Annotated in this window: 19 protein-coding genes; 7 read left to right on the top strand and 12 right to left on the bottom strand. The window is 70.7% G+C overall.

The annotated features are described in order from the left end of the window. Positions 1–2: 2 nt before the first annotated feature. Positions 3–953: a glycosyltransferase family protein gene (locus IZR01_RS16490; protein WP_194924367.1), complete on the bottom strand. Its 951-nt coding sequence runs from the start codon at positions 951–953 to the stop codon at positions 3–5. A gap of 103 nt (positions 954–1,056) precedes the next feature. On the opposite strand from IZR01_RS16490, the gene IZR01_RS16495 reads away from it, so the two are divergent. Continuing rightward, the gene (locus IZR01_RS16495) at positions 1,057–2,826 is read left to right on the top strand and encodes a hypothetical protein (protein WP_194924368.1); all 1,770 of its coding nucleotides are present in this window, start codon (positions 1,057–1,059) and stop codon (positions 2,824–2,826) included. A gap of 4 nt (positions 2,827–2,830) precedes the next feature. Here the strand turns inward: IZR01_RS16495 and IZR01_RS16500 are convergent, their stop codons facing one another. The 5 genes from IZR01_RS16500 to IZR01_RS16520 form a co-directional block, all read right to left on the bottom strand. After that, positions 2,831–3,733, bottom strand: coding sequence for a glycosyltransferase (locus tag IZR01_RS16500; RefSeq protein ID WP_194891667.1), 903 nt, complete (start codon positions 3,731–3,733; stop codon positions 2,831–2,833). A gap of 41 nt (positions 3,734–3,774) precedes the next feature. Further along, positions 3,775–4,710, bottom strand: coding sequence for a glycosyltransferase family 2 protein (locus IZR01_RS16505; RefSeq protein WP_194924369.1), 936 nt, complete (start codon positions 4,708–4,710; stop codon positions 3,775–3,777). Positions 4,711–4,763: 53 nt separating this feature from the next. After that, complete coding sequence (locus tag IZR01_RS16510) at positions 4,764–5,465, bottom strand: glycosyltransferase family 2 protein (protein ID WP_194924370.1); 702 nt, start codon at positions 5,463–5,465, stop codon at positions 4,764–4,766. Next, positions 5,455–5,931 (bottom strand): DUF2304 domain-containing protein, encoded by a 477-nt coding sequence (locus IZR01_RS16515; RefSeq protein WP_194891670.1) that lies wholly within the window; start codon positions 5,929–5,931, stop codon positions 5,455–5,457. Before IZR01_RS16515 ends, IZR01_RS16510 begins: the two co-directional genes overlap by 11 nt. Before the next feature lie 163 nt (positions 5,932–6,094). After that, complete coding sequence (locus IZR01_RS16520; RefSeq protein ID WP_194924371.1) at positions 6,095–7,744, bottom strand: lipopolysaccharide biosynthesis protein; 1,650 nt, start codon at positions 7,742–7,744, stop codon at positions 6,095–6,097. A gap of 77 nt (positions 7,745–7,821) precedes the next feature. On the opposite strand from IZR01_RS16520, the gene IZR01_RS16525 reads away from it, so the two are divergent. Continuing rightward, positions 7,822–8,718 carry a glycosyltransferase gene (locus tag IZR01_RS16525; protein ID WP_194924372.1) on the top strand — a complete coding sequence of 299 codons (897 nt, stop codon included), beginning with the start codon at positions 7,822–7,824 and terminating at the stop codon, positions 8,716–8,718. An 11-nt stretch (positions 8,719–8,729) separates the two neighbouring features. On the opposite strand, the gene IZR01_RS16530 is transcribed toward IZR01_RS16525, so the two are convergent. The 3 genes from IZR01_RS16530 to rfbB all read right to left on the bottom strand — a co-directional run bounded on the left by IZR01_RS16530 (position 8,730) and on the right by rfbB (position 11,607). Next, complete coding sequence (locus IZR01_RS16530) at positions 8,730–9,491, bottom strand: DUF308 domain-containing protein (protein WP_228553848.1); 762 nt, start codon at positions 9,489–9,491, stop codon at positions 8,730–8,732. Positions 9,492–9,619: 128 nt separating this feature from the next. Further along, complete coding sequence (gene rfbD, locus IZR01_RS16535) at positions 9,620–10,525, bottom strand: dTDP-4-dehydrorhamnose reductase (protein WP_194891673.1); 906 nt, start codon at positions 10,523–10,525, stop codon at positions 9,620–9,622. After that, complete coding sequence (rfbB, locus tag IZR01_RS16540) at positions 10,522–11,607, bottom strand: dTDP-glucose 4,6-dehydratase (RefSeq protein ID WP_323747025.1); 1,086 nt, start codon at positions 11,605–11,607, stop codon at positions 10,522–10,524. The genes rfbD and rfbB overlap by 4 nt, the downstream gene beginning before the upstream one ends. Before the next feature lie 101 nt (positions 11,608–11,708). Between rfbB and rfbA the strand changes: the two genes are divergently transcribed. Together rfbA and IZR01_RS16550 are read left to right on the top strand one after the other, a co-directional pair. Beyond that, complete coding sequence (rfbA, locus tag IZR01_RS16545; protein WP_194891674.1) at positions 11,709–12,578, top strand: glucose-1-phosphate thymidylyltransferase RfbA; 870 nt, start codon at positions 11,709–11,711, stop codon at positions 12,576–12,578. 152 nt (positions 12,579–12,730) lie between these two features. After that, positions 12,731–13,333: a dTDP-4-dehydrorhamnose 3,5-epimerase family protein gene (locus tag IZR01_RS16550; protein WP_194924373.1), complete on the top strand. Its 603-nt coding sequence runs from the start codon at positions 12,731–12,733 to the stop codon at positions 13,331–13,333. Positions 13,334–13,336: 3 nt separating this feature from the next. On the opposite strand, the gene IZR01_RS16555 is transcribed toward IZR01_RS16550, so the two are convergent. The 3 genes from IZR01_RS16555 to dctA all read right to left on the bottom strand — a co-directional run bounded on the left by IZR01_RS16555 (position 13,337) and on the right by dctA (position 15,658). After that, a complete protein-coding gene (locus tag IZR01_RS16555; protein ID WP_194891676.1) occupies positions 13,337–13,771 on the bottom strand; it encodes a hypothetical protein in 435 nt (144 codons plus the stop codon). Positions 13,772–13,870: 99 nt separating this feature from the next. After that, positions 13,871–14,170 (bottom strand): WXG100 family type VII secretion target, encoded by a 300-nt coding sequence (locus IZR01_RS16560; RefSeq protein ID WP_194891677.1) that lies wholly within the window; start codon positions 14,168–14,170, stop codon positions 13,871–13,873. Positions 14,171–14,335: 165 nt separating this feature from the next. Further along, positions 14,336–15,658: a C4-dicarboxylate transporter DctA gene (gene dctA / locus IZR01_RS16565; protein ID WP_194924374.1), complete on the bottom strand. Its 1,323-nt coding sequence runs from the start codon at positions 15,656–15,658 to the stop codon at positions 14,336–14,338. A gap of 188 nt (positions 15,659–15,846) precedes the next feature. Here dctA and IZR01_RS16570 point away from each other — a divergent pair, with 188 nt between their 5' ends. The 3 genes from IZR01_RS16570 to IZR01_RS16580 form a co-directional block, all read left to right on the top strand. Beyond that, complete coding sequence (locus IZR01_RS16570; protein WP_194924375.1) at positions 15,847–17,499, top strand: sensor histidine kinase; 1,653 nt, start codon at positions 15,847–15,849, stop codon at positions 17,497–17,499. Continuing rightward, a complete protein-coding gene (locus IZR01_RS16575; RefSeq protein ID WP_194891680.1) occupies positions 17,496–18,176 on the top strand; it encodes a response regulator in 681 nt (226 codons plus the stop codon). Before IZR01_RS16570 ends, IZR01_RS16575 begins: the two co-directional genes overlap by 4 nt. Positions 18,177–18,311: 135 nt before the next feature. Next, positions 18,312–18,681, top strand: a 370-nt coding sequence (locus tag IZR01_RS16580; RefSeq protein ID WP_194924376.1) for a response regulator transcription factor, incomplete at its 3' end; no start/stop codon positions are given.

Consider the following 18,681-nt stretch of genomic DNA (forward strand, 5'->3'; position numbering starts at 1 on the left):
CCCTAAAGCACAGCTCCCGGCGGCAAATACCGCCGATCCACCCTCCCCCGAGCCCCATCCCGAAATCCCCGCGCCATCGCCAGCGCCCGCGCCCCGCGCGGTGCCTCGATCGCGGTCCGCAGCGCGAACCACCAGACCAGGTACGCCGCCGTGTTCCGGGTCCATACCGGGGCGTCCTTGCGGTGCTCGCGCATCAGGACCGTGCCGTTCCGGGCGATCCAGTACAGGCGCCACGTCGGGTGCCGCGAGGACGACACCGACGCCACGCCCGGCAGCTTGTGCTGGTTGCGCTGACCGAGGCTGTGGGCCAGCTTCTGGCGCTTGTCGCGCACGATGCGGTAGCCCGCGGCGCGGACGCGGAGGCAGAAGTCGTTGTCGACGTGGTCGACGAAGAACTCGGTGCGGAAGGGGCCGACCTTGGTGAGGACTTCGCGGCGGACCAGCATTCCGGAGGTGATGACCGTGTCCCGGTCGGCGATGTCTGGGCCGTTCTCCGTGCCCGGCTCGTAGTAGCGCCCCTGCTGTTCGTCCCAAGCCGCTGGGGCCGCGATGCCGACCGTGGCGTCGGTTGTCAGGTGCTGAGCCAGGGCGAGCACCATGTCTTCGCCGAGGACTGAGTCTTGGTCCAGGAACAGGAACAGATCCGGCTGCGCACTGTCCGTATCGCCAGTGCCGACCTGGCCACCGTTGTCGCTAGTACCGGCCTGGCCATCGTTCCCGGCCAGCAGCGTGTCCACGCCGCTGTTGAGCGCTCCCGCCAGTCCCCGGTTGCCCCCGTCGCGCAGCACCGTCACCCCGTCGCGGTCGCGCAGCGTGTCGGTGAGGAACGGGCCGTCGCCGGGGGTGTTGTCAACGACCACCACCCGTTCGCAGCTCTTCAGCGCCGCCTCCACGACCGCCGTCAGGCGTTCGTCGGGGTGGAAGGCGGTGGCGACCGCGGCGATCGTCGGCATCGTTTCATCGTAGTGGACCGGCGGCAGCGGCCTGTGTGCCTGGGGTAGCCTCAGACGGTCGAGATCCAGGTGTACCCAAGGTGAGGAAACGGGGGCGGCAGCCTTGGCGACAGGCGTCGCGCAGGATACCCGCGCAGCTGTCCCTTTCGAGGGCGGCGACGGCGACGTCCGGACCGCGCACAGCCCCGGAGGGTGGCTGCCATATCTGGGTGCGGCGCTGCTGCTGGGTGTCTTCATCCCGCTCGCCTACGCGGCCCTGAGCGGCAATCTGGGTATCCCGCACAACGACACCTGGGCCTTCGGCCGCTCGGCGCAGGACTTCGTCCACACCGGCCAGGTGCGTATGTACAACTGGAACATGATGGGCCTGGCCGGCCTGGTGGTGCTGGCCTGGCCGGTCGGGGCGTCGCTGGCGGCGCAGTCGGTGTTCATCGCCGGGATCGCGGTGGTCGGCCTGCTGGCGTGCTACGACGCGCTGATCGGCGTCCTGGGCCCGGACGGCCGGCGCCGGGCCGCGCTGGGCACGCTGGCCGTGGCGCTGTGGCCGGGCTTCGCGCTGCTGTCGACGTCGTTCATGACCGACATCCCGGCCTTCGCGGCGATCGCCGGGACGCTGGCGCTGGGCCGGCGGGCGCTGGACCGCGCCTCGCTGCCCTGGCTGGCCGGGGCCTGCGCGGTCGGCCTGTGGGGCGCGACGGTGCGCGAGCAGGTCATCGCGGCGCCCGGAGCGGTGCTCATCGTCGCGCTGTTCCGGGCCCGGTACCGGGCCGATCGCGGGCCGGTGTTCCGGATCCCGGTGGTCCTCGGTGTGGGCGTGCTGGTGCTGGCCGTGCTGGGCACGTTCGAGCTGTGGCGCCGCAAGGTGCCGGGCGGCAGCGCGCCGGACTTCACCGTCCGCCACGTGACGGCCGAACTGGTGTCGACCGAGATGATCCAGGGCCTGCTGATCGTCGCCCTCACCGTGAGCCCCGTGGTGTTCGCCGTGGTGCGGCCGCGAGGGTGGTCATGGCGCGGCTGGAGCGCGGCCGGCGTGACACTCGTCGCCTCGGCGCTGGTGGGCTGGGACAAAGGCGCGTTCCTCGGGAACTACGTGACCCACGTCGGCGCCTACCCGTCGGCCAGCTCCCCCGGACGGCCGATACTGCTCGGCAGCGGGTGGTGGATGGTCCTGGCGTGGGTGGCCTACGTCGCGGCGGCGCTGCTGGTCGGCTCGGTCGTGGAGCGCGTGCGGACAGACGGCTGGACGCTGGGCATCCGGCCCGAGATGACGCTGTTCGCCGCGGCCACAGTCCTCGGCACGCTGATGGAGGTCGGCCAGGGACGCGACATCTATGACCGGTACCTGATCCCGATGGCGATCCCCGCGCTGGCGCTCCTGATGTCGGGGCGCGGCACCGATGGGGTCTCCGGCCCCGCATCGGTCGCGGGCCCGGCGTCGACGTCGGCGCTCGGGTCGCTGTGGGCGCCGAAGCGGATCGTGCCGGTCGTGCTGGCCGCCGGGATGGTGACGGTCACCAGCGCGACGCTGATGGCCAATGCCTTCAGCTACGACAAGGCGGTGTGGAACACCGCGACGCGCATCGTCGCGAGCGGCGCGGCGGATGCCCGGCACGTCGATGCCGGGCTGGTCTGGGACGGCTACCACTCCCCCACCGCGATGACCGACCACCCGGACCGCTCGGTGGGGCTCGATGTGTTCGGGGGCCTGCGGTATCTGCCGAACCACTTCGTCTGCTACATGGTCACGCCTTCGTCGCACCCCGGGCTGGGCTGGGAGCTGGTTTCGGAGGAGCAGTACAAGACGTATGGCGTGGTGGGGGATTCGCGGCTCTATGTGTGGCGGGTGACCGAGACTCAGACGTGTTCGTCGTAGGCTGCTAAGCCCGCCGTCCCTGCTCGGTGTCGACCGTCAGCTCCGCGCCCTCAGGCAGATAACGCAAGCTGTACTTCTGCGTCACCCCGTCGCGCACCCCACGCAGTACCGCTCCGGCATGCGCGCGCCGGTCGTCCTCGAACAGCACCGCGTGCACCGCGGCACGTCCTAGGTACAGCACCGCGGTCACCGCCCACGCCGGCGAGAACCGGCCTTGCTCCCGCACCGTGATCAGCCCGTTCCGGAGCTGCCAGTAGTCCCGCCAGGCAGCCTTGTGCGTGACCGGAATACGCATCCCGAAGAAGCTGTGGGTGCGGCGCTCCCCGATCGAGTGCGGCAGCCTCAGCCGCTTGTCCTGGATGATGCGCGCGCCGGTCCGGCGGACACGCAGCGAGTACTCCAAGTCCGCGTAGTCGACGAAGAACCCCTCGCGGAACTCGCCGACGCGCGCCAGCAGGTCGCGGCGGATCAGCATCCCGGAGGTGATGGAGATGGCCCGGTCGGCGACGTCCTCGTGGCGGCCGGAGAAGGTCTCGTAGAAGCGCTCGTGGACCGGGTCCCAGGGCGCCGGTGTCGCGATGCCGATACTGCGGTCCTCGAAGTGCTCGGCCAGGCGCGGCACCACATCGGGTGCCAAGACAGAGTCCTGATCCAGGAAGATGACCGCTTCGATTCCCGCCGACAGCCGCGAGACGCCGAGGTTCAGCGCGTGCGCCAGGCCCCGGTTCACACCGGAGCGCAGGACGGTGATCGCGTCCGTGTCCTCGATCTTGTCCGCCATGGAGGCCGCGCCCTCAGGCGTGTTGTCCACGACCACTATCTCGGCGCACGATTCGTGGACGGAGTCGACCACGGCCAGCAGTCGTTCGTCGGGATGGTAGGCGGTCACGACCGCGGCGATTCTCACTGGTGTCCCCTCAGACTGCCGGTGCCTGCCGTCGGCACCGGTCACCGCTTCGACTCGCTCGGCGTCCGCCCCGGCCGCCCCGGCCGCGGCGCGGGCAGGAAGGCGTGGCGCGCCAGGTTCTTCATGCCGGGCACCGAGCGGGCCTTGAGCGCGGACGGGAACAGCGTCACCGCGTGCAGGCGGGACGCCGTGTAACGCCGCGCCGCCTTGGCCGCCTTGGGCCAGCCGAGCGCGTCCATCTGCGCGGCGGCGCCGACGAAGTAGCGGCGGGCCTCGGCGAAGCGCTTGCCGGCCATGGCCTCGGCCGAGCTGACGCTGCCCTCGTGGCGCCGGTAGTGGAAGGCCAGCTCGTCGGACAGGGCCATGGTCTCGCCGGCCTCGATCAGGTCGATGACGATCGCCAGGTCCTGGATGATGTCCAGGTCCGGCCGGAACGCCGCCTTCTTGATGGCCGCGGAGCGCCAGCACAGCGACGGGAAGTAGAACCAGCAGCCGCGCAGCAGGCTGGCGGCCAGTTCCTCGCCGCCCATCAGCACCGTGCCGCTGAAGCGCGGCAGATAGATGCGGGCCTTGGCCTGGTCGGCGATGGTGTTCACGACCTGGCCGGCGCCGTCGATGACCTGCACGCCGGGCTGGATGATGCCGACGCCGGGGTGTTCCCCGGCGATGCGGCGGATCTCGGCGACATAGTTGGGCAGCATGACGTCGTCGGTGCCCATCATCACCATGTAGTCGGCCTCGACCAGGTCCAGGCACTTGTTGAAGTTGCCGGTGACGCCGAGGTTGCGCTCGTTGCGCTGGTAGCGGACGCGCGGGTCGGCCAGAGCCGCGAACCACGCCGGGACGCCGGGTTCCCGGCCGTCGTCGACGACGGTCAGGCGCCAGTCGGGATCGGACTGCGCCAGGACGCTGCGCACCGCGGTCTGCATCAGGGCCACGTCGCCGTAGTACGGCAGCATGATGTCGATGGTGGTCATGGGTATCTGTGACGGCCTCGTCGTCCGGGGTTCGGTGGGTGGCAGCGGGTCGGTCATCGGCGGTTGACGGCCAGCAGCAGCGTGATCAGCGCCCGGCCGAGGTAGACCGCCGCCTTGACCGGCGAGTTGCTGGGCACGCCGCCGGCCCGCGGGCGCATCGCCACCGGGACCTGGCCGACCGGGTGTCCGAGCCGGATCACCCGGACCAGGGTCTCCACGGTGTCGCCCAGGTACTCGACCGGATACCACTGCGCGAACAGCCGGATGATCTCGCGGTCGCAGGCCCGGAAGCCCGAGGTGGTGTCGTCCAGCTTGGTCTTGGCCATCCGGGACATCACCCCGGACAGCAGGGTCATGGCCCAGCGGCGCGGGCCGCGCACCTGGTACTCGCCCTCGCCGGCGAAGCGGGCGCCGAGGACCAGGCGGGCGTCGGCCAGGCCGTCGATGAGCTTGGGGACGTAGCGGGGGTCGTGCTGGCCGTCGGCGTCGAGCTGGATCGCCACGTCGTAGTCGTTCTCGTCGGCGTAGCGGTAGCCCAGGCGCATGGCGCCGCCGACGCCGAGGTTGTAGGGCAGCGAGACGACGCGGGCGCCGCAGGCCAGGGCCACGCGCTCGGTGGCGTCGGTGGAGCCGTCGTTGACCACCAGGACGTCGTAGGCCGGGAGCTCGCCGCGGACCTCGGAGATGACGTCCGCTATCGAGTCAGCCTCGTTCCAGGCCGGGATGATGATCAGGACGCGCTTGTCAGCGTTCACCGACGACCGCCTTCCCGTCCCGCTGGGTCACGATCCCGACGGTGTGACCGTTGGCGGTGCCGTTCGCCGCGCCGTTCTCCTGCGCCGCGCGGACCTGCTCGACCTCGGCCTCCAACGCGCTGTGCCGCTCGTTCACCTCGCGCAGCTCGGCCCGGATCAGCGCGACCTCCTCGGCCAGCGACCGGGTCTCGTCCTCCAGCCGGGAGGCCTCCCAGCTCAGGTGGATGCACACGATCAGCAGGAAGACCACCGCCAGGAACAGCACCAGGCTGGCGCCGCTGGCCACGCCCAGCCAGCTGGAAACGTTGTCCAGGCTCCAGGGGATGAACCCCAGCGGCAGCGTGACGAGCCCGACGACCAGCCACAGCACCGCGTACTTCTCCCGCAGCTGACGGCGGCGCAACAGCTCGAAGATCAGTGCCAGCAGCAGGAGCGCCACGACACCGGTCATTATGGCCAGTTTCATGCGGATCCACTCCCGGAGTGATGGCGCGTCCCGGAGTGCTGGCGCGCAAAGCCGCGCCCCGGCGCGTCGGTAGTCGGCTGATCCCGATGGGTGAACCCGGGCAGTCTATCTGGTTCCATTCCGGGATCGCGGCGCTCTGGACCATCCCGCCAGGGCATAGCGCTCATCGGCGCACTCCTTCCGCGACCGGCGCGGCCGTGGCGCCGGCCTCCGCGACGGCCTCCGCGACGACCGGCGCCACGGCCTCGACCGGCGTCTCGACCGGCGCCTCGACCGGGGCCGGACCTCCGCCGGAGGAGTCGGCGGCGGGCTTGATCACGCTCGGCACCGACCGCGTCACCAACATCACATCGCCGGCCGCGATCACCGTCACGACGAGCGGCCCGAGGATCCCGGCCCACGCCGCGGCCGTGAGCGGAGCCAGCGGCAGCACGAAGACCACGGCCATCGCGGCCAGCCCGGCCAGCCACGAGGCGAAGACCACCCGGTGCCGGTTCAGCGCGACCTGCGCGGATTGCAGGACGAAGGCGGTCATGAGGAACGCGGTGCTCAGGGCGAGGGCTGCGAGGAAGATTTCCGACAACCGGTAGCTGGAACCGAAATACGTCCGCAGCAGCCACGGACCGACCGCGGCCACGACGATCACCCCGAGGGCGCCGGCGCCGAGGCAGGCCGCCACCAGGAACCCGACCTTGCGGCGCACCTCGCGGAAGTCGTGGCGGACCGCGGCGGCGGCGAGGAGCGGCAGCAGTGGGGCCTGAAGTGGGAACAGGCACAGCAACGCCAGCCGGGACATGCCCATCGAGGAGCCGAGCGACTTGGCCACCTCGGGCCGCACCTGGTGGTCGATGATCAGCGGGACCGCGTTGATCAGCAGCTGGCTGACGAGGGTGGCGAGGGTGAGCAGGATCAGCTTCTCGCGGGCACTGCCGCCGGGTTCGTCGGCGGCTTCGGGCGCGGCCGGGGTCGGCATGGCCTCGGCGCCGTCGCCGGTGGCGACGACTTCCTCCGCGAAGATCATTCCTGCGGTCGACGCGGCCGACTCGGACGGCCCGGCCGACCCGATCGGTCCGGCCTGCTCTGCCGGTTCAGCAAGCCCGGTCGCTTCGGCGGCCTCGGCCGCCCCGGCCGGTTCCGGCTGCGGGACGGCACCCGCGCCGGCCGCACCGCCGATAGCCCGCCAAGACCGCCGCGCCGTCGGCGAAGCCAGCCCGCTGATCGCCGAGACCAGCGGCGCGAGCGCGAAGACGAAGGCGTAGCCGACCATGTGGCCGGACCACGCCAGCGCCAGCAGCGAGCTCGGCACGATCGTCGCCACACCCTGCACGACCAGCGTCAGGCTGTAGAAACGGAAGTCCTGGCAGCCGGCCAGCACCCCGCGCACCAGGAACGCCGCCCACGTCGAGGCCAGCCCCGCCAGCAGCGCCAGCCCCATCAGCCAACTGTGGCCCAGCCAGTGCGAGAGCAGCAGCGGCGAGGCGGCGGCCAGCACCACGACCGTGACGGCCGCGAGCCCGGCGGCCTGCCGCAGCTGGCCCCGCACCGCCGCGCCGACCGGGCGGCCCACCGCGTGCGCCCGGGCGACGGTGCGCGTCATCTCCTGTTCCAGGCCCGCCAGCACCCCGGTGCCGATCGTCCCGACCAGGAAGTAGAAGGAGAGCAGGACCGTCGCGGACTGCGGGCTCAGCGAGTGGTTGAATGTCGCGATCCACAGCGACCCGGCGACCGTCGTCGCCCCCAGCCCGATCGCCAACAGCGGGCCGGGCGTGGTCAAGCGGCTCAGAACGGAGCGCACGACGCGGTGAGGGGACACAAGATTCGATGGTAGTCGATGCCAATCGGCACAATATACGCTTGTAGATTCCGTCACTGAAAGGTGGGTTTCCCGCCATGCGCGTCGCCGCCGTCTTCACCGCCTACCACCCCGACGAACGCCTCGCCGCGGCCGTCGAGGCGGCGCTGCGCGGCTGTGCTTCGGTCATCGTGGTGGACAACACCCCGGGCGCGGCCGACGGCTCCGACCCGGTCTCCTCGGCTCCCGCGCTGGCCGGGCCGCGGGTCACGGTCATCGCGCACGGCCGCAACGTGGGCCTGGGCGCCGCGCTCAACATCGCGGTGCGCGAGCTGCCGCCGGAGATCGAGGCCGTCCTGTTCCTGGACCAGGACTCCGAGCTGCCGCCGGAGATCGTCCCGGGCCTGGCCGCCGACCTCGACGACGCGGCGGTCGGGATCGCGGCGCCGAGCCCCTGGGACCCGAAGCACCAGCGCTACTACTGTTCCGACGCGCGGCGCACCGACGGCGTTTCCGATGAGGAGGCGGTCATCACCTCCGGGATGCTGGTGCGGCGCGAGGTGCTGGAGAAGGTGCGGTTCAACGAGGACATGTTCCTGGACTGGGTGGACATCGCCTTCTGCCTGGACGTCCGGCGGGCGGGCTGGGGCATCGTCATCGACTGGCGGCTGCGGCTGCCGCACGAGATCGGTGCCTGCGAGGTGCACACCAAGTTCGGCCGCACCGTCCACTACAGCCACTACCCCGCCTGGCGCCTGTACTGGATCGGCCGCAACGTCTCGATCCTGCACCGCGGCCACTTCGCCAGCCGGCCCCGCGCCCTGGCCTCCAGCTTCGTCTTCCTCGGCGAGCGCCTCACCAACACGCTGCTGTTCGAGCCGCGCCGCCGCACCCACGTCCCGGCCCTGCTGCGCGGATTCCGCGACGGCTTCCGGGAACGCGTCGACCCCCGCTATCTCCCAGCGGGGGCCGAGCATCCGGCGGTGCGGCGCTGACGCGCGCCCGTCTAGACGGTCGCGTGCCTGCCCGACCCGGACCTGGAATCGGCCGCTCCCCGTACCTTCCCGCGCAGCGTGAAGGCGTGGATCACCTCGATCAGGCCGATCGCGATCAGCCAGATCCCGGTGAAGACCGCCAGGGTGAAGATGGAGCCGATGGGCCAGGAGATGACGATGATCCCGCCCAGCATGGTCATGAAGCCGGCGAACATGCCCCAGCCCCGGCCGACCACTCCGGCCGGCGCCGAGGCGCTGGTCGCGATGGTCGCGATGCCCCACATCAGGAACCCGATGCCGATCCACAGGCTGAGCAGCAGCACCGAGTTGCGCAGCGAGTTCCGGAAGCAGAACAGGCCCAGCAGGATGGACAGCGCGCCGACGATCACGTTCAGTACCCGCATCCCGGCGCTGATGTGGTCGCCGAACGCCGCGATGATCTCCATGACCCCGCTGATCAGCAGGTAGATCCCGAACAGCACGCCGAGGACCAGCAGCGTGCGGCCGGGCCAGACGACCGCGCACACGCCGATGGCGATCGCCGCCAGCCCCATCACCATCAGCGCCTGCCACGCGGCCTGCCCGAGGATCCGGAGCGGGTTCTCGGCCTCGACGCGATCTGCGCGGTCGAATCCGCGGTCCCCGCGATCGGGCCCGCGATCGCGCATGCCGCCCTCGCGGTCACGGAGACCCTCGCTGTAAGCGGACCCGCGGTCGCGCATTTCCTCGGCCCTACCGGTTCCGCGGTCGCCACCGTCATACATGTCGGTCATGGGGTCGTTATGTCCGACAATCCGACCGGTAATGCCTCTTGCCGGCCTTGATCCGGCCCGAAGTCGTCCAAATGGTCGAGCCGGGGTCGAACCGGGGTCGAACCGGGGTCGGGCCGGCGAATCCGGCCTCAGCCGAGCTGACCTGCGGCGGCCACCCCGCTGGCGGTCAGCATCGCGCGCCAGTCCGCCATCTCCGGGATCCCGGCCTCGGCCCAGCGGTCGTGCCCGAGCACGCTGTACTTCGGGCGCTCCGCGGGCCGCACGTACTTGTCCGAGGTGGTCGGCCGGACCCGCTCGGGGTCCAGCCCGGCCTCCTCGAACACCGCGCGGGCCAGCCCGAACCAGGTCGTCTGGCCGGCGGCGGTGCCGTGGTAGATCCCGGCCGGGGCCCCCGACGCCAGTCCCAGCGCGATCAGCTGCCCGGCCAGGGCGCCGGTCCAGGTCGGCTGCCCGGCCTGGTCGTCGACCACGTCCAGGGTCTCCCGCTCGCCGGCCAGCCGGAGCATCGTGCGCACGAAGTTCGCGCCGTGCGCACCGTAGAGCCAGGCGGTCCGGACCACGTAGCCGGTCTCCGGCAGCACCGCGAGCACGGCCTGCTCGCCGACCAGCTTGGAGCGGCCGTAGGCGTTGATCGGGTCGGTCGGCGCGTATTCGGCGTAGGGGGCGGTGCCCTTGCCGTCGAAGACGTAGTCGGTCGAGACGGTGATGAGCCGGGCCCCGCCGGCCGCGCAGGCCGAGGCCAGGCTGCTGACGCCGCCGCCGTTGACCGCCGTGGCCTGGGCCTCGTGGGTCTCGGCACCGTCGACGTCGGTCCAGGCCGCGGCGTTCACCACGATGTCGTGGCCGTCGACCGCGGCGGTCACCGCGGCGGCGTCGGTGACGTCCAGCTCGGCCCGGGTCAGCGCGGTCACCTGCGCGGCCGGCTCGGCCTTCAGCAGGGCCACCAGGTCCGCGCCGAGCTGGCCGCCGGCCCCGGTCACCAGCCAGCGCCGCGGCGCCTCGCGCCCCGGCACGATGACGATCGGGCGGCTCACCGGGCCGCGCTCCCCGACTCCGACCCCGACGCCGTCCCCGACGCCGCGTTCCCAGCCGCCGCGTTCCCAGCCGCCGAGTTCGCAGCCGCCGCGTCCTGCCCGGCGCTCTCCAAAGCCGCCTTCGCCTTCAACGGCTCCCACCACGCGCGGTTGTTCTTGTACCAGTCGATGGTCTGCGCGATGCCCTCGTCGAAACTCACCCGCGGCTCGTAGCCGAGCTCGGCCCGGATCTTGTCGATGGACAGCGAATAACGCCGGTCGTGGCCCTTGCGGTCCTCGACCGTGCGCACCGAGGACCAGTCCTTGCCGGTGGCGTCCAGCATCAGCTGCACCAGGTCCTTGTTGCTCAGCTCGGTGCCGCCGCCGATGTTGTAGACCTCGCCGGCCCGGCCCTGGCGCAGCGCCAGGTCGATGCCGCGGCAGTGGTCGGAGACGTGCAGCCAGTCGCGGATGTTGGCGCCGTCGCCGTAGAGCGCGACGGTGCCGCCGTCGATCAGGTTGGTCACCGACAGCGGGATCATCTTCTCCGGGAACTGGTAGTGCCCGTAGTTGTTGGAGCAGCGGGTGACGACCACGTCCATCTTGTGCGTGCGGTGGTAGGCCAGCACCAGCAGGTCCGAGCCGGCCTTGGAGGCCGAGTACGCCGAGTTCGGCGCCAGCGGCCATTCCTCGGTCCAGGAGCCCTCATCGATGGAGCCGTAGACCTCGTCGGTGGAGACGTGCACGAACCGGCCCACGTTGTGCTTGCGCGCGGCGTCCAGCAGCACCTGCGTGCCGACCACGTTGGTGGTCACGAACGGGCCGGCGCCCAGGATCGAGCGGTCCACGTGCGACTCGGCGGCGAAGTGCACGACGGCGTCGTGCCCGGCCATGACGGCGTCCACGACCTCCGCGTCCCGGATGTCGCCGCGCCGGAAGGCGAAGCGTGGATCGTCGCGTACGGGCTCGAGGTTGGCCTCGACCCCCGAATAGGTCAGCGCGTCCAGCACCGTCACCGAATCGGCGGAGCCGGGCCGGGACAGGAGCTGGCGGACATACTCAGAGCCGATGAACCCGGCACCGCCGGTGACAAGAATCCTCACCTGCGCGATGCTACCGGCCGTTCCTCAATCCCACTTCCCAGCAGCTGGCCGAACCGGCGACCAGAGCGGCGACCAGAGGAAGCGCCGTTAGAGTAGCCAGCATGCGTGGGATCATCCTGGCCGGCGGGACCGGCTCACGGCTGTGGCCGATCACCAAGGGCGTGTCCAAACAGCTCATGCCGGTCTTCGACAAGCCGATGATCTACTACCCGCTCTCCACGCTGGTGATGGCGGGCATCTACGAGATCCTGGTGATCACCACCCCCGAGGACCAGGTGCAGTTCCAGCGGCTGCTCGGCGACGGCTCCCAGTGGGGCCTGGATCTGAGCTACGTCGCCCAGGAACGCCCCGACGGCCTGGCCCAGGCCTTCATCCTCGGCGAGGAGTTCATCGACGGCGACTCGGTGGCCCTGGTGCTCGGCGACAACATCTTCCACGGCGTGGGCCTGGGCCGGCAGCTGCGCACCCTCACCGAGCCGGCCGGCGGTGTGGTCTTCGCCTACCAGGTGGCCAACCCGCGCGAGTACGGCGTGGTGGAGTTCGACGAGACCGGCCACGCCGTCTCGATCGAGGAGAAGCCGGACAAGCCCAAGTCCCGCTTCGCGATCCCGGGTCTGTACTTCTACGACAACCAGGTCGTGGAGATCGCCCGGCACCTCAAGCCCAGCGCCCGCGGCGAGCTGGAGATCACCGGCGTCAACGTCGAGTACCTGAACCGCGGCCAGTTGCAGGTGCAGGTGCTGGAGCGGGGCACCGCCTGGCTCGACACCGGCACCTTCGACTCCCTCGTCCAGGCCGCCGAATACGTGCGCGTCATAGAACAACGACAGGGGTACAAGGTCGGCTGCGTCGAGGAAGTGGCGTGGCGCTCGGGTTTCATCGACGACCGGCAGCTGGCGGCGCTGGCCGAGCCGCTGTGCAAGAGCGGCTATGGCGAGTATCTGCAACACCTGCTCGACCCCGCGATCTGACCCGCGCACGTCATTTCCCCGAGCACGTCATTTCGTCGGCGCGGACCTTCACCGGCACCCGCGCCGACCTCCTCTGGCCGACCTCCTCTGACCGACCCTGCCTGACCGACATCCTCCGACCGACTCCTACCGGAAACGAGAGCGCACCCCGCATGGACGTCGCCCCCCTGTCGATCGCCGGCGCCTGGGAGATCACCCCGCAGCTCCACGGCGACCCCCGCGGCCTGTTCACCGAGTGGTACCGCTTCGACCAGCTCGCCGAAGCCGTCGGCCACCCCCTGGACCTGAGGCAGGGCAACCTGTCGGTGTCGGCGGCCGGCGTCGTGCGCGGCGTCCACTTCGCCGACGTCCCCCCGGGCCAGGCGAAGTACGTCACCTGCACCCGCGGCGCGGTCCTGGACGTGATCGCCGACATCCGCGTCGGCTCCCCGACCTTCGGCCAGTGGCAGGGCGTCCGCCTCGACGAGCAGACCCGCAGGGCCGTCTACATCGCCGAAGGCCTGGGCCACGGCTTCGCGGCCCTCACCGACGACGCGACCCTGACGTACCTGTGCTCGGCGACGTACAGCCCCGGCCACGAACACGGGGTGTACCCGCTGGACGCGGAGCTCGGCATCGACTGGCAGGTCGAGGTACCGCAGCTGTCGGAGCGGGACACGAAGTCGCCCTCGCTGTCGGAGGCCCGGGACAGCGGCCTGCTGCCGGACTACGCGGCATGCGTGGGATACACGGAGAGCCTGCGGCAGCGCGGTTAGCCGCTAGCCCAGGGCGGCGACAACCACGCCGCCGATGACGATCGCCAAGAAGACGCCGCCGAAGACGGCCAGCAAAGCCTTGTTCGACATGGACCCGTGCCCCGGAACCACCCCGGGGCGCAGGTTGTAGACGGGCAACGGCTCCGCCTTGTGCTGCGCCACCAGATACGCGTGCGGCGTCATCTTGGCACCCAGCTTCTTGCCGATCTTCTCGGCCGCCGCGACGTCATCAGCATCGTGCTGATAGCCACCGCGGTTCAGGATGATGGCGAGCAGCGCGTCGACTTCATCAGCCTGCGCATCCCCGCCCGCGGCCCACGCGGCAAGCTGCGCGACCGGATAGCCCCAGTCCTCCAGCTTCCCGCGCTTGGCGCCGCCGAGGTTCTTGAGGCGTCGCAGGACCTCGCCGCCGGTGGCCTCCGGCCGAGTCGGGTTCAACGCTCTGCTCCTGCTCTCAACCCAGCGAAACGGGCCCCTCCAAAAGGAGAGGCCCGCCGGACGCTCACACCCGACCCGCCGTGCGGGCCGAGCGGAGGGTCACTTGCCCTTGATCGCCTGGGCCAGCGAGGTGTCGGTGTGCTCCAGCTGGTCGGCAGCCTGGTTCAGGTAGTTGACCATGCCGGTCATACCGCTGATCATCTGCGTCGCGCCCTTGGTGAAGTCGGAGTACGACGCGTCGAAGGCCTTCGACGCCTGGTCGGTGACGAAGCCGGACTGCACCAGGTTGGAGACCAGAGCCTGCGCCTGGCGCAGGGTGTCTTCCAGCTGCTGCTCGAAGTGCGTCAGCTGACCGGCAACGGTGTGCATCTCGCCATAGGTGACATTCAAGTTCGCCATATCGGGCTCCCCTAAGTTTCGTGCGTCCGCCTGCCGGACGCGTCCCCAGCCGGTCAGCGATTGCTTCCAGCCCCGTGTGAACACCTCAGAGACTGCCAGCCCCGGCCACCGGTTGGCAACCACCCTTAAGGCCCTCACCAGCGGTTTCCCTGAAATTACGCCCCGTTATGCCGGAATTGCCACACCATCTGTAACCGGTTCCGGGGAGCCCTCCCCATGCCCGTTGAGCTGGGAAGAGAGCCGTTCGCGGTCCAATGCGTCCTCCCAGCCGGCGATGACGATGGTGCCGACGGCCGTTCCGCACAGGTTTGTCAGGGCTCTGCACTCGCTCATGAACTTGTCGATGCCGAAGATCAGCATGATCCCGGCGACCGGGATGGTGCCGACCGTGGACAGCGTCGCGGCCAGCACGATGAACCCGCTGCCGGTGACGCCGGCCGCGCCCTTCGAGGTCAGGAGCAGGACGCCGAGGATCGTCACCTGCTGGGCCAGCGACAGGTGCACGTCCAGCGCCTGCGCGACGTACAGCGCGCCGAGCGTCAGGTAGATGCAGGTGCCGTCCAGGTTGAACGAGTACCCGGCCGGCACGGTCAGCCCGACCACGTCCCGCCGCACCCCGGCCTGCTCCAACTTGTCCATGATCCGCGGCAGCACGGTCTCGCTGGAGGAGGTGCCGAGCACCACCAGCAGCTCCGGCGCGATGTAGCGCACCAGCTTGAAGATGTTGACCTGCTGGGTCAGGCCGACCGCGCCGAGCACCACGATGACGAACAGCGCCGAGGTCCCGTAGAACACCGCCATCAGCTTGCCCAGGCTGGTCAGCGTGTGCAGCCCGTACTTCCCGACGGTGAACGACATCGCGCCGAACGCGCCGACGGGGGCGGCGTACATGACGATCCCCAGCACCTTGAACAGCACCTTGCCGACCACCTCGATGCCGCGGGCCACCGGCTCGGCCGGCGCGCCGACCAGCTTGATCGCCACCGCCACCAGCACCGCGATCACCAGCACCTGCAACACGCTGCCGGTGCTGAACGCGCCGACGATGCTGTTCGGCACCATGTCGGTCAGGTAGTGCCAGGCGGACTGGGTCTGCCCGGTCTTGATGTAGTCCGCGGCCGCGCCGGTGGCCTTGGGCACCTTGGCGTGCACCCCGGCCCCGGGCCGCAGCACGTCCATCACCAGCAGCCCGATCGCCAGCGCGACCGTGGACAGCACCTCGAAGTAGATCAGGGACTTGATCCCGACCCGGCCCACCTCGCGCAGTTTGCCGACGCCGGCGATCCCGGTCACCACGGTCACGAACACCACCGGGGTGATGACCATCCGGATCAGGTTCACGAAGCTGTCGCCGAGCGGCTGGAGCTGGGTGGCCACCCCGGGCGCGGCGGCGCCGAGCCCGATGCCGGCGGCGATCCCGACCAGGACCCAGAAGTAGAGCTGCCGGTACCAGCGGCTGCGGGTCGGCGGCGGTGAGGTTTCGGACATGGGTCGCTCCCCTGAACACGGCTGTGAACGGCCGGGGCGGATGACGGACGCCGTTCACTGTGGGGCAGGTCACAGATCACGTTCGCGGTTACGCGCATTACGCGCATGCGAAACACGCGTTGCCCGATCCGCACCTCGGCGCGGCGCTCACCTTGGACGATCACGGATCGTCGGGGACACTGCGGGGCATGCGTCGCCTCCGGAGCCGGTTCAGCATCGCCACCCAGGTACTGCTCATGCAGTGCGTCCTGGTGCTGCTCCTGACCGGCGCCGGATCCGTCGCCGCGGTGCTCCAGGCCCGCGCCACCGAGCACGACGGCGCCCGGCGCCAGGTCCTGTCCACCGCCGAAGCGGTCGCCGGCGCGCCGTCCACCGTCGCGGCGCTGCACACGGCCGATCCGACCGGCCCGCTGCTGCCGGTGACCACCGCGCTGGAGAAGCAGGCCGGCGTCGACTTCGTCGTGGTGATGACCACCGCCGGTATCCGCTTCACGCATCCGAACCCGGCGCTGATCGGCAAGACCTTCGTCGGGCACATCGCGCCGGCGGTGGCCGGCAAGGCGTTCACCGAGAACTACCGGGGCTCGCTGGGCCCGTCGGTGCGCTCGGTGGTGCCGATCCGCGACCCGCTGGCCGGGAACCGCGTCATCGGCCTGGTCTCGGTCGGCATCACCCAGCACCGGCTCAGCGCGTTGTTCGCCCGCCAGCTGCCGATGGTGGTCGGGATATCGGCGGCGGCCTTGGCGCTGGCGGTCCTCGGGGCGTACGCGGTCGGCCGCCGAGTCCGGCGCCAGACCCGCGGCCTGGGCCCGGTCGCGCTGGCCGAGCTCTACGAGCACCACGACGCCGTCATGCACGCGATGCGCGAGGGCCTGCTGCTGTTGGACCCGGCCGGGAAACTGATACTGGCCAACGACGAAGCGGTCCGACTGCTGGACCTGCCCGCGGCCCGCGCCGGCCGGACCGCCGCCGAACTCGGCGTCGACGGCTCGCTCGGCGCGGTCCTGGCCGGCGGCGCCGACGAGACCGACGGCATCCACCTCACTGACAACCGGGTGCTGACGGTCAACCAGTCCACGGCCCGGCGCGCGGGACGCGACCTCGGCACCGTGGTGACCTTGCGCGACCGCACGGAACTGCAAGCGCTGACCGACGAACTGGCCTCGGTCCGCGGCTTCGCCGAGGCCCTGCGCGCCTCCAACCACGAGGCCGCGAACCGGCTGCACACCGTCGTGACGCTGATCGAGCTGGACCGGGCCCGCGAGGCCGTACGCTTCGCGACCGGCGAGCTGGCGGCCCAGCAACAGCTGGTCGACCGGCTGCTGACCGAGGTCGAGGAACCGGTTCTGGCCGCGCTGGTACTCGGTAAGGTCGCCCAGGCCCGGGAGCGCGGGATCGAGTTGGGCGTCGGGGAGGTGAGCGCGGTGCGCGAGCTGCCGCTACCGGTGACCGACGCCGTGACGCTGGTCGGCAACCTGATCGACAACGCGGTGGAGGCGGTCGCCGGACCCGAGGGCCACAGGCCCAAACGGGTCTGGATCGAGCTCTCCGACGACGCCTCGGGCCTGACCGTCCGCGTCGCCGACACCGGCCCCGGCATCCCGCCGGAGCTGCGCGAGGAGGTGTTCGTGCGCGGATTCACCACCAAGGCCGAGGCCGGGCGCGGGCTGGGGCTGGCGCTGGTCGCGCAGATCGTGAACCGGCACCACGGCAGCGTCGCGGTGTCCGCGGCGGACGGCGGCGGCGCGGTGTTCGACGTGCACATCCCGAGGGACAGCCACATTCCGATCGACGTACGCACTGCGGGGGCAGTACGCACTCCGAGGCGGGCCGGCCAGTGATCCGCACCCTGGTCGTCGAAGACGATCCGGTCCTCGCCGAGGCGCACCGGGTCTACGTGGAACGCGTGCCCGGCTTCGAGGTCGCCGACGTCGCGCGCACCGGCGCGGACGCGCTGCGGGTGCTGGCCGCGCGGGAGGTGGACCTGGTGCTGCTGGACGTCTACCTGCCGGACATGACCGGCATCGAGCTGTGCCGCACGCTGCGGGCCCGGGGCGAGGCCACCGACGTGATCGCCGTGACCTCGGCCCGGGATCTGGCGACGGTTCGGGCCGCGGTGTCGTTGGGGATCGTGCAGTACCTGATCAAGCCGTTCCAGTTCTCGACGTTCCGGGCCCGGCTGGAGACCTACGCCGAGTTCCGGCGGGCCGCGGAGTCCGCCGACGCCAACTCCGGCGCGCTGCAACAGGACGAGCTGGACCGGATGCTCGACGGGCTGCGTTCACCGCGCCCGGCCCAGTTGCCCAAGGGGCTCTCGGACAGCACCCTGGCCGCACTCGTCGGGATCCTGAAGGCGGCCTCGCCGCTGACGGCCGCGGAACTGGCCGACCGGGCCGGGGTGAGCGCGCCGACCACTCGCCGCTATCTCGAATACCTGACAGCTCGGCGGCTGGTCTCCGGACAGCTCCGCTATGGTGGGCCCGGGCGACCGGAAACCGTGTACCAATGGTCGGGCTGACGGTGCCGCTCCAGGGGTGTGAACGTTCCCACAGGGTACTCGTCAGCATCTATTCAAGGGCCACCACACCCCCGTTGACAAGCCCGTCTATCCGACGTTGAGCAAATGGTGAGCCCGGCGGCGGACAGTATGGGTATGCGAGTTCTCATCACCGGATTGGGTCGGCGGCGCAGCCGGACACTCAGCAGCGGTCTGACCGCGCTGGGGTTCGACGTGCTGGACGCCTCCGACGTCACCGGGGCCGGGCCGCTGCGGCGGCTCCCGGACGTGGTGCTGCTGGAATGCGGCATCGTCGACCGCGAAGTGCTGGCGTTCTGCCGCCGGCTGCGCACCGAGCTGCAGGCCCCGATCATCGCCGTCACCCATCGCGTCGACATGGGCGCGTGGCTGCGCGGTCACGACAACGGCATCGACGACTACGTCGTCCAGCCGTTCGGACTTCAGGAACTGGCCGCACGTCTGCGCCTGGCCGTGGCCCCACCACGACCGCCGCTGACCCCCGGCC

The organism is Catenulispora pinisilvae (genome assembly GCF_015356865.1).
Classification (GTDB): domain Bacteria; phylum Actinomycetota; class Actinomycetes; order Streptomycetales; family Catenulisporaceae; genus Catenulispora; species Catenulispora pinisilvae.